This is a genomic window from Mycobacterium sp. IS-1556 (assembly GCF_001499985.1).
GTDB lineage: Bacteria > Actinomycetota > Actinomycetes > Mycobacteriales > Mycobacteriaceae > Mycobacterium.
The window spans coordinates 116,275-129,491 of record NZ_LQIM01000041.1; the positions used below are offsets into that span (position 1 = coordinate 116,275).

11 protein-coding genes are annotated in these 13,217 nt (G+C 65.1%); 7 read left to right on the forward strand and 4 right to left on the reverse strand.

Annotated features, from left to right (window positions below; all coding sequences use genetic code 11):
* A complete protein-coding gene (manA, locus tag AU187_RS23385) occupies positions 1–1,227 on the forward strand; it encodes a mannose-6-phosphate isomerase, class I (RefSeq protein WP_059167416.1) in 1,227 nt (408 codons plus the stop codon).
* Positions 1,228–1,237: 10 nt separating this feature from the next.
* On the opposite strand, the gene AU187_RS23390 is transcribed toward manA, so the two are convergent.
* Positions 1,238–2,197 (reverse strand): DUF808 domain-containing protein, encoded by a 960-nt coding sequence (locus AU187_RS23390; RefSeq protein ID WP_059099026.1) that lies wholly within the window; start codon positions 2,195–2,197, stop codon positions 1,238–1,240.
* Between the two features lie 54 nt (positions 2,198–2,251).
* Positions 2,252–3,622: an FAD-dependent oxidoreductase gene (locus tag AU187_RS23395; RefSeq protein ID WP_059167417.1), complete on the reverse strand. Its 1,371-nt coding sequence runs from the start codon at positions 3,620–3,622 to the stop codon at positions 2,252–2,254.
* Between the two features lie 55 nt (positions 3,623–3,677).
* On the opposite strand from AU187_RS23395, the gene AU187_RS23400 reads away from it, so the two are divergent.
* From AU187_RS23400 to ahcY, 6 genes are all read left to right on the forward strand, one after another.
* Positions 3,678–5,147, forward strand: a complete 1,470-nt coding sequence (locus tag AU187_RS23400) for an amino acid permease (RefSeq protein WP_059167418.1) — start codon at positions 3,678–3,680, stop codon at positions 5,145–5,147.
* 322 nt (positions 5,148–5,469) lie between these two features.
* Complete coding sequence (locus AU187_RS23405) at positions 5,470–6,627, forward strand: alkane 1-monooxygenase (protein WP_231740291.1); 1,158 nt, start codon at positions 5,470–5,472, stop codon at positions 6,625–6,627.
* Positions 6,624–6,785: a rubredoxin gene (locus AU187_RS23410; RefSeq protein WP_059099022.1), complete on the forward strand. Its 162-nt coding sequence runs from the start codon at positions 6,624–6,626 to the stop codon at positions 6,783–6,785. Before AU187_RS23405 ends, AU187_RS23410 begins: the two co-directional genes overlap by 4 nt.
* Before the next feature lie 35 nt (positions 6,786–6,820).
* Positions 6,821–7,000, forward strand: coding sequence for a rubredoxin (locus tag AU187_RS23415; RefSeq protein WP_059099021.1), 180 nt, complete (start codon positions 6,821–6,823; stop codon positions 6,998–7,000).
* Between the two features lie 2 nt (positions 7,001–7,002).
* Complete coding sequence (alkX, locus tag AU187_RS23420; RefSeq protein WP_059167433.1) at positions 7,003–7,686, forward strand: TetR family transcriptional regulator AlkX; 684 nt, start codon at positions 7,003–7,005, stop codon at positions 7,684–7,686.
* A gap of 116 nt (positions 7,687–7,802) precedes the next feature.
* Positions 7,803–9,260: an adenosylhomocysteinase gene (ahcY, locus tag AU187_RS23425; protein ID WP_059167434.1), complete on the forward strand. Its 1,458-nt coding sequence runs from the start codon at positions 7,803–7,805 to the stop codon at positions 9,258–9,260.
* 74 nt (positions 9,261–9,334) lie between these two features.
* On the opposite strand, the gene AU187_RS25590 is transcribed toward ahcY, so the two are convergent.
* Complete coding sequence (locus AU187_RS25590; protein WP_156442406.1) at positions 9,335–10,180, reverse strand: hypothetical protein; 846 nt, start codon at positions 10,178–10,180, stop codon at positions 9,335–9,337.
* 391 nt (positions 10,181–10,571) lie between these two features.
* Positions 10,572–13,154 carry a WXG100-like domain-containing protein gene (locus AU187_RS23440; RefSeq protein ID WP_059156947.1) on the reverse strand — a complete coding sequence of 861 codons (2,583 nt, stop codon included), beginning with the start codon at positions 13,152–13,154 and terminating at the stop codon, positions 10,572–10,574.
* Between the last annotated feature and the right edge of the window lie 63 nt (positions 13,155–13,217).

A 13,217-nucleotide genomic window follows, 5' to 3' on the forward strand; every position in this document is an offset into this window, starting at 1 on the left:
GTGCACCTGCTACGCGGAGCGGTGCGGACCTATGCCTGGGGTTCGCGCACCGATATTGCCGAGTTCACCGGAAGGGCTTGTCCCACAGCGCATCCTGAAGCGGAGTTGTGGTTCGGTGCGCACCCCGGCGATCCGGCCATGCTGGTGACCGAGGACGGGCAGCGCTCGCTGCTCGCCGCACTGCGCGACGATCCCGAGGGTCAGTTGGGTGCGGCGGTGTGTGCGCGGTTCGGCGACACGCTGCCCTTCCTGGTGAAGGTGCTGGCCGCAGACGAGCCGCTGTCGCTGCAGGCGCACCCCAGCGCCGAACAGGCGCTGGAGGGTTTCGAGCGGGAGAACAGACTGGGCATTCCCGTGTCGGCGCCGAACCGCAATTACCGCGATCCCAGCCACAAGCCGGAATTGATCGTCGCCCTGAGCCAGTTCGAGGCGCTGGCGGGTTTCCGGCCCGCCGCGGGGAGCATCGAGTTGATGCGGGCGCTCGCGGTCACCGATCTCGATCCGTACGTCAACCTGCTTTCCGGCCAACCCGACGCCGGCGGACTGCGCGCGTTGTTCACCACCTGGATCACCGCGCCGCAACCCGACCTCGACGTGCTGGTGCCCGCCGTGATCGACGGCGCCATTCACTATGTCCGGTCCGGCAGAAGAGAATTCGCGGCTGAAGCCAAGACGGTGCTGGAGCTCGGCGAACGTTATCCCGGCGACGCGGGTGTGCTGGCCTCGTTGCTGCTCAACCGCATCACGTTGAAGCCGGGCGAAGGAATCTACCTACCCGCGGGCAATCTGCACACTTACCTCAACGGCGTCGGCGTGGAGGTGATGGCCAACTCCGACAACGTGTTACGCGGTGGGCTCACCCCAAAGCACGTCGACGTGCCGGAGTTGTTGCGTGTTCTCGACTTCACGCCCGCCGCTGACGTGGTGGTCCGGCCCGAGGAGGTCGAGGACGGCATCGAGTCGGTCTACCGCACCCCGGCGCCGGAGTTCGCGGTGTCGGTGCTGCACATCGACGGGGACCGGACCGGCCACGAGATCGACGCGCCCACGCGACACGACGGTCCGCAGATCCTGTTGTGCACCGAGGGCTCGACCATCGTGCACGCCAAGGGCGGCACGGTCACGCTGAACAAGGGATCGGCGGCGTGGGTGTCGGCCGACGAGGGACCGATCCGGCTCGCCGCGACGCAGCCGACGAAGCTGTTCCGCGCGACCGTCGGAATCTAGCGCGCGCCGCTCAGTGCGGCGTGTCTTCCTTGGTGCGCCTGCCGAAGGGCAACACATGCATGATCGCCACGATCACGGCGCCGACGGCCAATCCGATGACGGCCGACGCCGCGGTGTTGGTCAGCCACGCCAACACGCCGCCGACGCCCTGCACGGCGTGATGGATGAAGTCCTCCGCGTGGTGCACCAGCCCGTACGGAGCGTGCCAACCCACGTCGTCGGTTCCGACGAGCAGGATGTGACCGCCCACCCACAGCATCGCGACCGTCCCGATGGTCGACAGCGCGGCGAGCAGTTTTGGCATCCCCACGACCAGTCCCCGGCCCACCTTCTGTGCGAACGATGACGAGCGCTGGGTGAGGCGCAGCCCGATGTCGTCCATCTTCACGATCAGCCCGACGACGCCGTAGACCGCAAGGGTGATGACGATCGCGACCACGATCAGGATGATCAACCTCGGCCAGAACCGTTCGCTGGCCACCTCGTTCAACGCGATCACCATGATCTCGGCGGACAGGATGAAGTCGGTGCGGATCGCGCCCGCGGCCATCTGTTTCTCGGCGTCCACGCCGATGGCGGCGGTGGGGACGGCGTGCTGGTCGTGCCCGCCGTGTTTACTCAAGCGGCCCCACACCTTTTCGGCGCCCTCGTAGCACAGGTAGGTTGCGCCGAGCATCAACAGCGGTGTCAGGAGCCACGGCGCGAACTGGCTGAGCAGCATGGCGGCCGGCAGGATGAACAGCAGCTTGTTGCGCAGCGATCCGATGGCGATCCGTTTGATGATCGGCAGCTCGCGGTCGGCGGTGAGGCCGTGCACGTACTGCGGCGTCACCGCGGTGTCGTCGACGACCACCCCGGCGGCCTTGGCTGTCGCCCGGCCCGCTGCCGCGCCGATGTCGTCGACCGATGCGGCCGCCATCCGCGCCAGCACCGCAACATCGTCGAGAAGCCCGAACAGACCCGCGCTCATCGCGTCCTCGTCATGGCTACCAAATTACCGGGGCAGGTACCGCGAACCGGGTCCTCATGCCGATTGCGGGACCCGAACCGGTTTCTCGGCCGCCCGTTTCTCGGCCCACCACAACCGCATGTTGTGGCGGATGGTGCGACCGACAAGGCGCGGCGACGGAACCATGTAGAGGCTGTCGAGCAGGCTGAACCGGCGCAGAAACCACTCGGCCAGAACGGGGTCGGTCTCTGCCGCACCGAGGAACTGATCGAACAGCCCGCCCACCGGCTTGTACCACCATTTCGACTTGCCGGTCGCGTTGTGCAGGGTGAGGTCGCCGATGGCGGTCATCATCCAGACCGGCCAAGTCGTCTTCGCCGTGGCTTTGGCCAGTCGGCCCGCGACATCGGCGTCCCCCGATTCCAGCACCGCGCGCAGATTGCCGGCCTGGATAGCCGTCATGGTCATGCCTTGGCCGAAGGTCGGGTTGAAGCTGACGACGGCGTCGCCGAACGGGAAGATGCCGGCCGGGAAGCGTTCGAGATCGTCGTAGCGACGCCAGCGACTCGTCGGGTACCGGTGAAACGCCATCTCGCCCAGCGGCGTCCCTTGACGCAGCGCGGCCGACACGTGCGCGGGCAGGATCTCGTCGGCCAGGTGGAGGATCTGCGCAACGTTCTGCGGCGGTGCCACCTTGCCGACGCCGAAGGTCGTGACGTTCCAGTTGCCGTCCTCGTAGAACAACATGCCGATGCCCAGCGGTTGCGCCCGCGAAGCCCCTGCGACCACCACCTTTTCGGCGAGCAGACCCTCGGGGACGTGGAACTGGTGGCTGGCGTAGCCGATGCCGACGTCGACGGTTTCCTCGGCCGGACGTTCATAACCCCATTTTTCGAGCCACCCGGGCAGCCGGGTACCGCGGCCGGTGGCATCGACGACGAGATCGGCGGCGACGGTCTGACCGGAATCGAGCAGCACGCCGGTCACCCGTTCGCGCGCGGCATCGTAGGTCGGCTCGGTGACGGCGGCGTGCACGATAGCGACGTTGTCGACGTTCTTCACCCGCTTGCGGATCTGCCATTCCAGTTGTGGGCGGCTCGGCACGTAGGCGGTGAACTCCTTCTGCAGCCGGTGCGCGGTGCCCAGGACATGGCCGGCGGCGCCGAAGTGGATGCAGTCCGGCCGGTTCTCCAGGATCGGCACACCGTCGGCCACCATGTCGGCGAGCAGCCCCGGGAAGAGCTTTTCGAACTCGTCGGCGCCGCGCGCCATCAACAGGTGGACATGGCGGCCCTGCGGTACCGCGGCGCGATTCGCCGGGCCGTCGGGCAGGTCGTCGCGCTCGTAAACCGTGACCCGCTCGCTGACGTCGGAGAGCACCCGCGCCGCACACATTCCCGCCAGACTTCCCCCGATGACGGTGACGTGTTTATAACTCCGCCCCATCGGGTGCACAGTACTAGCTACATTGCGGGCCACAGCCCAAACAGGAGGAAGCGTCATGGCTCGTCGGACCAAGTCGGTGGAGCAGTCGATCGCCGACACCGATGAACCGGACACCCGGTTGCGCAAAGACCTGAACTGGTGGGACCTCACCGTGTTCGGCGTCTCCGTGGTGATCGGCGCCGGCATCTTCACCATCACTGCGTCGACCGCGGGTAACCTCACCGGCCCGGCGATCTCGGTCTCGTTCGTGCTCGCCGCGATCGCCTGCGGTCTGGCGGCGCTGTGCTACGCCGAGTTCGCCTCGACGGTGCCGGTCGCGGGCAGCGCCTACACGTTCTCTTACGCGACGTTCGGCGAGTTCGTCGCCTGGATCATCGGGTGGGACCTGATCCTCGAGTTCGCCGTCGCGGCGGCGGTGGTGGCCAAGGGGTGGTCGAGTTACCTGGGCGCGGTGTTCGAGTTCGGCGGTGGCACAGCGGATCTCGGTGCACTGCGATTGGATTGGGGTGCGCTGCTGATCATCGCGTTCGTCACGGTGATTCTTGCCTTGGGCACCAAGCTCTCCGCGGGGGTCAGCCTGGCGATCACCGTGATCAAGGTGGCGGTCGTGCTGCTGGTGGTCGCCGTCGGCGCCTTCTACATCAAGGCGGCGAACTATTCCCCGTTCCTGCCGCCGGCCGAGCGCGGCGAAGGCGGTAGCGGCACCGATCAGTCGCTGCTGTCCCTGCTCACAGGTGCCGAGGGCAGCAGCTACGGCTGGTACGGCCTACTGGCGGGCGCCTCGATCGTCTTCTTCGCCTTCATCGGATTCGACATCGTCGCCACCACCGCGGAGGAGACCAAGAACCCGCAGCGCGACGTGTCCCGGGGCATTCTGGCCTCACTCGCGATCGTGACCGTGCTCTACGTCGCGGTGGCGGCCGTGTTGACCGGCATGGTGCACTACAGCGTCTTGCGCGAGGCGGGGGAGAAGGCCAATCTCGCGACGGCCTTCAGCGCCAACGGAATCGACTGGGCGGCCAGGGTCATCTCGATCGGTGCGCTCGCGGGGTTGACCACCGTGGTGATCGTGTTGGTGCTCGGGCAGACCCGCGTGTTGTTCGCGATGTCGCGCGATGGGCTGTTTCCGCGCGCTCTGGCGAAGACCGGGCGGCACGGCACGCCGGTGCGCATCACGCTGATCGTCGGCGCTCTCGTGGCGGTCACCGCATCGGTGTTCCCCATGGACAAGCTCGAGGAGATGGTCAACATCGGAACGCTGTTCGCGTTCGTTCTGGTGTCCGCCGGCGTGATCGTGCTGCGCCGCACCCGGCCGGACCTCGAGCGCGGCTTCCGGGCGCCGGGGGTACCGTGGCTGCCGATCGCCTCGATCGTGGCCTGCGTTTGGCTGATGCTGAACCTCACGGCGCTCACCTGGATTCGCTTCCTCGTCTGGATGGCGATCGGTGTGGTCCTCTACTTCGTCTACGGCCGCCGTCACTCGGTGCTGGGCAGGCGGGAGTCGGAAGCGATCCCGGTGCGCTGACAGGGCTCGGCGGTCGCGTGCCGAGCGCTCATCCTGCAATCCGCGGTGGGTGCCGAGCGCTCATCCTGCTACGCAATCCGCGCCGAGCGCTCATCCTGGTACGGATTCGGGGGCTGAAACCGTACGTGGCTGCGCGCTCGCGGTCGCGCACGCTCTACGCCGCTTTACAAAATATGCCTCTGCGTCTAGACAGCCGACAAATGTGGCTCTATAGTCAAGTGGAGAACGTGATGGTACTCACTTCAGGAGGCACGTAGTGACCACGCAATTGCCCGAGCAGGAAGTCGCTCAGTGGCGCGACAGGAAGCGCTATCTGTGGCTGATGGGACTGATCGCACCGACGGCGCTGTTCGTGATGCTTCCGCTGGTCTGGGCGTTCAACCAGTGGAACTGGCACGTGGCGGCTCAGGTGCCGTTTTGGATCGGACCGATCCTGCTCTACATCCTGTTGCCCGCCCTCGACTTGCGGTTCGGGCCGGACGGGCAGAATCCGCCCGACGAGGTGATGGAGCGGCTCGAGAACGACAAGTACTACCGCTACTGCACCTACATCTACATCCCGTTCCAGTACGCCAGCGTGATCATGGGCGCCTACCTGTTCACGGCGTCGGACCTGAGCTGGCTCGGGTTCGACGGCGGTCTGGGCTGGCCGGCCAAGATCGGGCTGGCGCTGTCGGTGGGGGTGCTCGGAGGGGTGGGCATCAACACCGCGCACGAGATGGGACACAAGAAGGACTCGCTGGAGCGGTGGCTGTCGAAGATCACGTTGGCGCAGACCTGCTACGGCCACTTCTACATCGAACACAACCGCGGCCACCACGTCCGGGTTGCCACGCCCGAGGATCCCGCGTCGGCCCGCTTCGGTGAAACGTTCTGGGAGTTCCTGCCGCGCAGCGTGTTCGGCAGCCTGCGCTCGGCGTGGGAGCTGGAGGCGCAGCGGTTGCGTCGTGCCGGTAAGAGTCCCTGGCACTGGTCCAACGACGTGCTCAACGCGTGGGCGATGTCGGTGGTGTTCTACGGCGCGCTGATCGCCGTGTTCGGTTGGGGACTGATCCCGTACGTCGCGATCTCGGCGGTGTTCGGCTTCACGCTGCTGGAGACGGTGAACTACCTCGAGCATTACGGCCTGCTGCGGCAGAAGCGCGAAAGCGGCCGCTACGAACGCTGCGCGCCGGTGCACAGTTGGAACTCCGACCACATCGTGACCAACCTGTTCCTGTATCACCTGCAGCGGCACAGCGACCATCACGCCAACCCGACTCGGCGTTATCAGACGCTGCGCAGCATGGCGGGTGCGCCCAATCTGCCGAGCGGTTACGCGTCGATGATCGCGCTGACGTACTTCCCGCCGCTGTGGCGTCGCGTGATGGACCACCGGGTGCTCGAGCACTACGACGGCGACATCACGCGGGTCAACGTGCACCCGCGGGTCCGCGACAAGGTGTTCGCGAAGTACGCGGCCACTGGAGTCTCCCAATGAGCACTTACCGCTGCCCGGGCTGTGGCTTCGTCTACGACGAGGCGAAAGGCGCTCCGCGGGAGGGCTTTCCGGCCGGCACGTCGTGGAGCGAGATTCCCGACGACTGGGCATGCCCGGACTGCGCGGTGCGCGAGAAGGTCGACTTCGAACCCGTTTGAACCACAGAGCCAAATCCACGAGGAAAGGAAGGGACATGGATTACAAGCTGTTCGTCTGCGTGCAGTGTGGATTCGAGTACGACGAAGCCAAGGGTTGGCCGGAAGACGGCATCGCCCCGGGCACCCGCTGGGACGACATTCCCGACGACTGGAGCTGCCCGGACTGCGGCGCGGCGAAGTCGGATTTCGAGATGGTGGAGGTCGCCCGGCCGTGACGGTGGTCTGGGCGAATGCCGGGGCTGGACCGACTAACGTCGCGCGTGTGAGTAGCCCGCGCCGAACCGCACAGCGGGTCCCGTACGCCGAGGCGTCGCGGGTGCTGCTGCGCGATTCGATTCTCGACGGCATGCGTGAATTGCTGCTCACCCGCGACTGGTCGGCGATCACGCTGTCGCACGTGGCCAAGGCCGCGGGCATCAGCCGCCAGACCATCTACAACGAGTTCGGCTCCCGCCAAGGCCTGGCGCAGGCGTATGCCTTGCGGCTCGCCGACCGGCTCGTCGACCAGATCGACGACGCCATCGAAGGCAACATCGGCGACGTCTACGCGGCGTTCTCGCAGGGGTTTCGCGACTTCTTCACCGAGTCCGCGGCCGACCCGCTGGTGATCTCGTTGCTGACCGGTGAGGCCAAACCCGATTTGCTGCAGCTCATCACCACAGACAGCGGGCCGATCATCACGCGCTGCAGCCAGCGGCTGACGTCCACCTTCATGGACAGCTGGGTGCAGGCCAGCGAGGAAGACGCCGGAGTGCTGGCCAGGGCCATCGTCCGGCTCGCCATGAGCTACGTGTCCATGCCACCCGAGGCCGACCACTTGACCACCGACGTGGTGGCGCGCGACCTGGCCAGATTGATGACGCCGTTCGCCGAACGCTACGGTGTTATCGATACCCCTTAGCTGTCAGAGCGCCCAGCGCCTGTCCCGCGAGCCCGCAGGCTAGGGGTTTCGCACGGCCGTCGCCGATGTGCCCGTCCGTGCGCCCATGAGCAATGACGAACGAAAAGGGGCTCTACATGACTGAGCTGAAGGCCGACTCCCGCAACGGGATCGACTACAAGGTGGCCGACCTGTCCCTGGCTGACTTCGGCCGCAAGGAGATCCGGCTCGCCGAGCACGAGATGCCCGGCTTGATGGCGCTGCGCCGCGAGTACCACGACGTGCAACCGCTCAAGGGCGCACGAATCTCGGGATCGCTGCACATGACCGTGCAGACGGCTGTGCTGATCGAGACCCTGACCGCGCTGGGCGCTGAGGTTCGATGGGCTTCCTGCAATATCTTCTCCACCCAGGACCACGCGGCCGCGGCCGTCGTCGTCGGCCCCAACGGCACCCCCGAGGACCCCAAGGGCACCCCGGTCTTCGCGTGGAAGGGCGAGACGCTCGAGGAGTACTGGTGGGCCGCCGAGCAGATGCTCACCTGGGAGGGCGAGCCGGCGAACATGATTCTCGACGACGGCGGCGACGCCACCATGATGGTGCTGCGCGGCGCGCAGTACGAGAAGCAGGGCGTCGTTCCGCCCGCCGAGGACGACGACCCGGCGGAGTGGAAGGTGTTCCTCGGCGTGCTGCGGGAGCGCTTCGAGACCGACAAGGACAAGTGGACCAAGATCGCCGAATCGGTCAAGGGCGTCACCGAGGAGACGACGACGGGCGTGCTGCGGCTGTACCAGTTCGAGGCCTCGGGCGAACTGCCGTTCCCGGCGATCAACGTCAACGACTCGGTGACGAAGTCGAAGTTCGACAACAAGTACGGCACCCGGCACTCGCTGATCGACGGCATCAACCGCGGCACCGACGTGCTGATCGGCGGCAAGAAGGTGCTGATCTGTGGTTACGGGGACGTGGGCAAGGGCTGCGCGGAATCGCTGGCCGGTCAGGGCGCACGCGTCGCGGTCACCGAGATCGACCCGATCAATGCGCTGCAGGCGCTGATGGACGGCTTCGATGTGGTGACCGTCGAGCAGGGCATCGCCCAGGCCGACATCGTGATCACCTCGACCGGCAACAAGGACATCATCACGCTCGAGCACATGCGTGCGATGAAGGACCAGGCGATCCTGGGCAACATCGGTCACTTCGACAACGAGATCGACATGGCTGCGTTGGAGCGGTCGGGCGCCAAGAAACTCAACATCAAGCCGCAGGTCGACCAGTGGATCTTCGATGACGGCAAGTCGATCATCGTGCTGTCCGAGGGCCGGCTGCTCAACCTGGGCAATGCGACGGGTCACCCGTCGTTCGTGATGAGCAACAGCTTCTCGAATCAGGTGATCGCGCAGATCGAGCTGTGGACGAAGAACGACGAGTACGACAACGCGGTCTACCGGTTGGCCAAGCACCTCGATGAGAAGGTCGCGCGCATCCACGTCGAGGCGCTCGGCGGCACGCTGACCAAGCTCACCAAGGAGCAGGCGGAGTACATCGGCGTCGACGTCGAGGGCCCGTACAAGCCGGAGCACTACCGCTACTGATTTGTTGCGCCGAGACTGCGGTCAGATCGCGTTCAGCACGAAAATCGCGATCTGGCCGCAGTTTCGGCTGTGCGCTATTGGAGCGACTCTAGGCAGTACAACCGCGCGGGACGAGGGTACGAGATCGGTTTCGTAGCGGTGGGGCATTGCGTCGCATCGGTAGTGTCATCGAACCGCTGGACAATCCTGATGGTCGCGCTTGACCCGGCGCAGTCTTCGCGGATGAAGGGTGCCTCAAACCTATTCTCCATATTGATCGCATAACATTCGCCCTCAACGAGATTGGCGAGAAAGCACATCGTCGCGTTGTCCCAGAACAGAGTGGTGTAGTCGGTGGCGTCGCGCCGCTTTCCGTCTGGGCACTCGGCATCCGGTCCGCCGAGAGAGGCCAGCTCCATGGTCGCTGTGGGATCACTGCAATCGGTCGATGCCGGTGCGCCGTCACCGAATTCGTCCTGGGCGACACATTGGCCGACCGCGAGTCTCTCCCCGGAATCGAGGTGGCCGATGCCGGTCGACTCGTCAGCCGCGGTGCCCGACCCCGCGGCTCTGAGGCCGCCGACCAACAAAGACAAAACAAGGATCACCGCGCCCGTGATGATCAGCCCCATACCGCGCCGCTTGGGGCGGGGCGGAGGCCAATAACCAGCGGGCGGCGGATAGGCCGGCGCGCCCGGTGGCTGTGCGTACGACGGATAACCCTGCGGTCCGAAACCGGGCGGGGGCGGAAATTGCGGCGGCCCGAACTGAGTCGGAGGTTGCGGATGTCCGCCATATGGCTGAGGCGGCGGGGGCGGCTGTTTCTGCGACCGGGTCAGCTGAACAAGACCGATTATCAGAAGGATCAGACCGATGAGCGGAATCATCAGCGAGCCCATGGCGTAGCCGAGATCGTAGGCGTCGAGCGCGTTAACAGTCATGAAGTGCCCCCGGTATGTATTCAGACGTGGACGAGTTTGTGGTTATACGTGGAACAACGGTTCGCCAGAAGGGCTTTCATAAGACCGCTTGATATCTTCAACCGACGATTCTTTACGCTCATACGGGCGTGCCGCGGTCGGACCCCGGCCGCATGAAAAGACGATCGTCCTGCTCCCGTCGACGGCAGGACTCGATGAATTCGAGCGCAAGATCGGGGTCTCTGAGAAAGGACTCGTACTCATCATCACTTATTCTGTATGACTCGATATAATCAACCATCTGATTGGCGACAGGGATAGCGGCAAAGTGATCGCCCGTCTCTGTTTCAACGCCCAGAGAATACCGGTGCTCCCTCGATACAAACGCATTCTCAAATCTCACCTTGTCCTCCTATTCGGGTATGTCGGTCACCAAGTAGTCGTCGTCCGGAATATCGCGCCCGTCGACGACCGCTTCTGGCATGCCTTGCGGAAGCAATCCGCCGGGAATCCATTGATCGTTAGCCCCAGCTTCGTTCCCAGACGGAATACGAAGTCCGTGATTTTCGGGGTCGGGAATGTCGATACGTACCACTTCATATGACTCAAAATAACCTTCAGGCAATCCCAACGCCCTTTCAAGGGCGCGCCGATCTCCCGCCGTCTCATTCATAAGGGCGTCGAGCTCACTGGTCGGAAACACGAAGGTGGTGCCGTCTCGTTGCCCAATGCCATAATCCCGAAGGTTGTCAGCGGTCATGAACCGGCTTGCGCCGTCTTCGAAGAACCGAAGATGTTCCTCAATGTACTCGGGCGTCAGATATTCCGATGGGTCAGGTCGGCTGCCCTTTTCTGCCGCCAATATTTCGTTGCGTTGCGCGTCGCTCAATCCATGGTCATGTCGCTGAGATACGTCGTTATCTGCAAAGGCTTCACCCGAATGGTCGGTACCCAACGGGGGTCCACCATTATTTTCCGTGGAGCGTACTCCGGCTGGCCCATCGTCGTACGGAGATGAGCCTGTAGCGTCGGATTCCGGTGCCGCGCTAGACGGTGGATCAGCCATACCAGCGCCACTTCGGTTGCCCGAAGCTGAGTAATCGGAAGAAGCTGAATCCGGTGCGGGCGAACCTTCTGTTGTCGCAGGCGACGGCCCGATGCCTGCCGAACCTCCCTCCAGGGAGTTGCTCGGGGCCTGAGCCCCAGCCCCAACCGAGCTTGGGCTAGCGGACGATGCTGTCTGAGATGGAGCGGATGGCGCATCGACCTCTCCCAGCGCGCCGGCGCCGGGAAGCTCACCTGCCGGCAAATGTGCCGGAGGGTTAGACGCCGCCGAGGAATGCGGCGCTAACGGTTGATCGCCAGGCGCGCCACCCGACGACTGCGGCGAAGTTCCTACGGGCGTCGAAATTTGAGGTTCCTGCGATCGGTCAACCGGCGCTGACGACTGCGGCGCTGGTGACCGATCGCCGGGCGCCGAGTCCGGTGTCAGTGGCGCCGCCGCGCCGGGCGCAGACCGTGAGTCCGGAATGCGTGGTGCCTCAGGAGTACTCGTCGGGTTGGCAAGCTCGTCTGGAATGCGCGGCCCGCTGCCCGGAGTGGACATGGGCGCTGTTCGAACGTCATTGCCCAGTTCGTCGAGCGACTGCGTGATGTCGTCGACGCGCTGGGTGGCCGACGTGAAATTGCTGGCCCCACCCGGGCCGTCAACCGTCCTCCCGGGCGACGGCGCGTCGATGCCCGCGTCCACGGCAGCCTTGGTGCCGCGCGCCGCAGCACCACCCGGGATCGCGGCGGCACCGACATCGAAAAGAATCTTCCCGAGGCCGAAGCCCGACCGCTCCGACGACCAGTCCTCGGCGTGCACCACATCCGCGGCTTGGTCTTTGTAATGGTTGAACGCTCCAACGGGATTCGACATGATTCCCGTCGGGGTCGCATACAGGAGGCTTTCGCCCAGGCTCTCAGCCATCCCCGCCCAGGCGTCTTTGGCCCCCTCGGGGTCGTACGCGAACCGCAACGGATCGAGCTGTCCGAAGCTGTCGATCGTGTCGACCGCTCCCGCCAAAATGCCTTGGCGCAAAGTCAATTGGAAGTCCAGCGACGTCGCCAAGGCATTGCCCACGTCGTCGCCGAGGTACTTGGGGAACTCGCGCCGCGCCCACTGCTCCACTGAAACGATCGCGTCATCAACGGCGCCCATCGCGATCTGCAGCACGTCGCGCCGCGCCTCTGCCTGGCGTCCGTACCCGCCGAGCACCGTCTTGACGTCGTCGGCGACTTCCTTGAGCTCTTCGAGGGCGTCGCCGGAGAACACCGCTTTCAGACCGTCGAGGAATCCCGACGGTGAGACCCGGTCCAGCAGGTCCCGGATGGCGTTCTGCGTGTTCTCGACGTCATCGGCGAATTCCAGCGTCTGCGTCGCCAAATTCCCCGCCTCGGTGGCGATGTTGTTGAGGCTTTCCGTCAGCTTGGTGATGGCCGTCGTCATCGCGCCGCCCTCGGGAATCTGTTGGCTGCCAACAACTCCCGACGGTCCAGTGAGGTGTCCAGCGATGCCGCCAATAGCGGTCGCGAAGGTCTGCCACGCATTGCCGGTGCTGCGCAGCGAGGCCGGATCCCCGTCCGGCCACACATCGGGGATGAACGACTGGATCACCGACCACAACAACGGTGGCGGAACCCCACCGCCTTGTGCGGACGGTGCGGCGGGCGCACTGAATTCTGCAGGCGTATCGGGCGGAGCCAATGCGGTTGCAGCACCGCCGATTGTCGACGCTGCATCGGCACGCGAATAGTTCGTTGCCGACATCTGCACACCGAAACCCACGCTGCGACCCGCGTTGACCGCCTCCGCGCCCGCATCCAGCAGCCCCTGGGCCAGTTGCTGATAGGAATGCCCGAACACCGCTCCAGCCGGATCGGTTCCAGACCGCGCGCCACCGGACAGGCTCGCTGTCAATGTGCTCACCGCTGTGGCGATTTCGTCGCCCACCGAGCTGATCGACTCGCCGGCACCCGAAAGTACCTCCGGATCAACAGTTATCGGTGCCACGCG

Bases quoted from the DNA above. Each gene is read 5' to 3' on its own strand.
- AU187_RS23390 (WP_059099026.1), bottom strand. From the start codon at position 2,197: ATGAGCGCGGGTCTGTTCGGGCTTCTCGACGATGTTGCGGTGCTGGCG.
- AU187_RS23395 (WP_059167417.1), bottom strand. From the start codon at position 3,622: ATGGGGCGGAGTTATAAACACGTCACCGTCATCGGGGGAAGTCTGGCG.
- AU187_RS23400 (WP_059167418.1), top strand. From the start codon at position 3,678: ATGGCTCGTCGGACCAAGTCGGTGGAGCAGTCGATCGCCGACACCGAT.
- AU187_RS23405 (WP_231740291.1), top strand. From the start codon at position 5,470: ATGGGACTGATCGCACCGACGGCGCTGTTCGTGATGCTTCCGCTGGTC.
- AU187_RS23410 (WP_059099022.1), top strand. From the start codon at position 6,624: ATGAGCACTTACCGCTGCCCGGGCTGTGGCTTCGTCTACGACGAGGCG.
- AU187_RS23415 (WP_059099021.1), top strand. From the start codon at position 6,821: ATGGATTACAAGCTGTTCGTCTGCGTGCAGTGTGGATTCGAGTACGAC.
- ahcY (WP_059167434.1), top strand. From the start codon at position 7,803: ATGACTGAGCTGAAGGCCGACTCCCGCAACGGGATCGACTACAAGGTG.
- AU187_RS25590 (WP_156442406.1), bottom strand. From the start codon at position 10,180: ATGACTGTTAACGCGCTCGACGCCTACGATCTCGGCTACGCCATGGGC.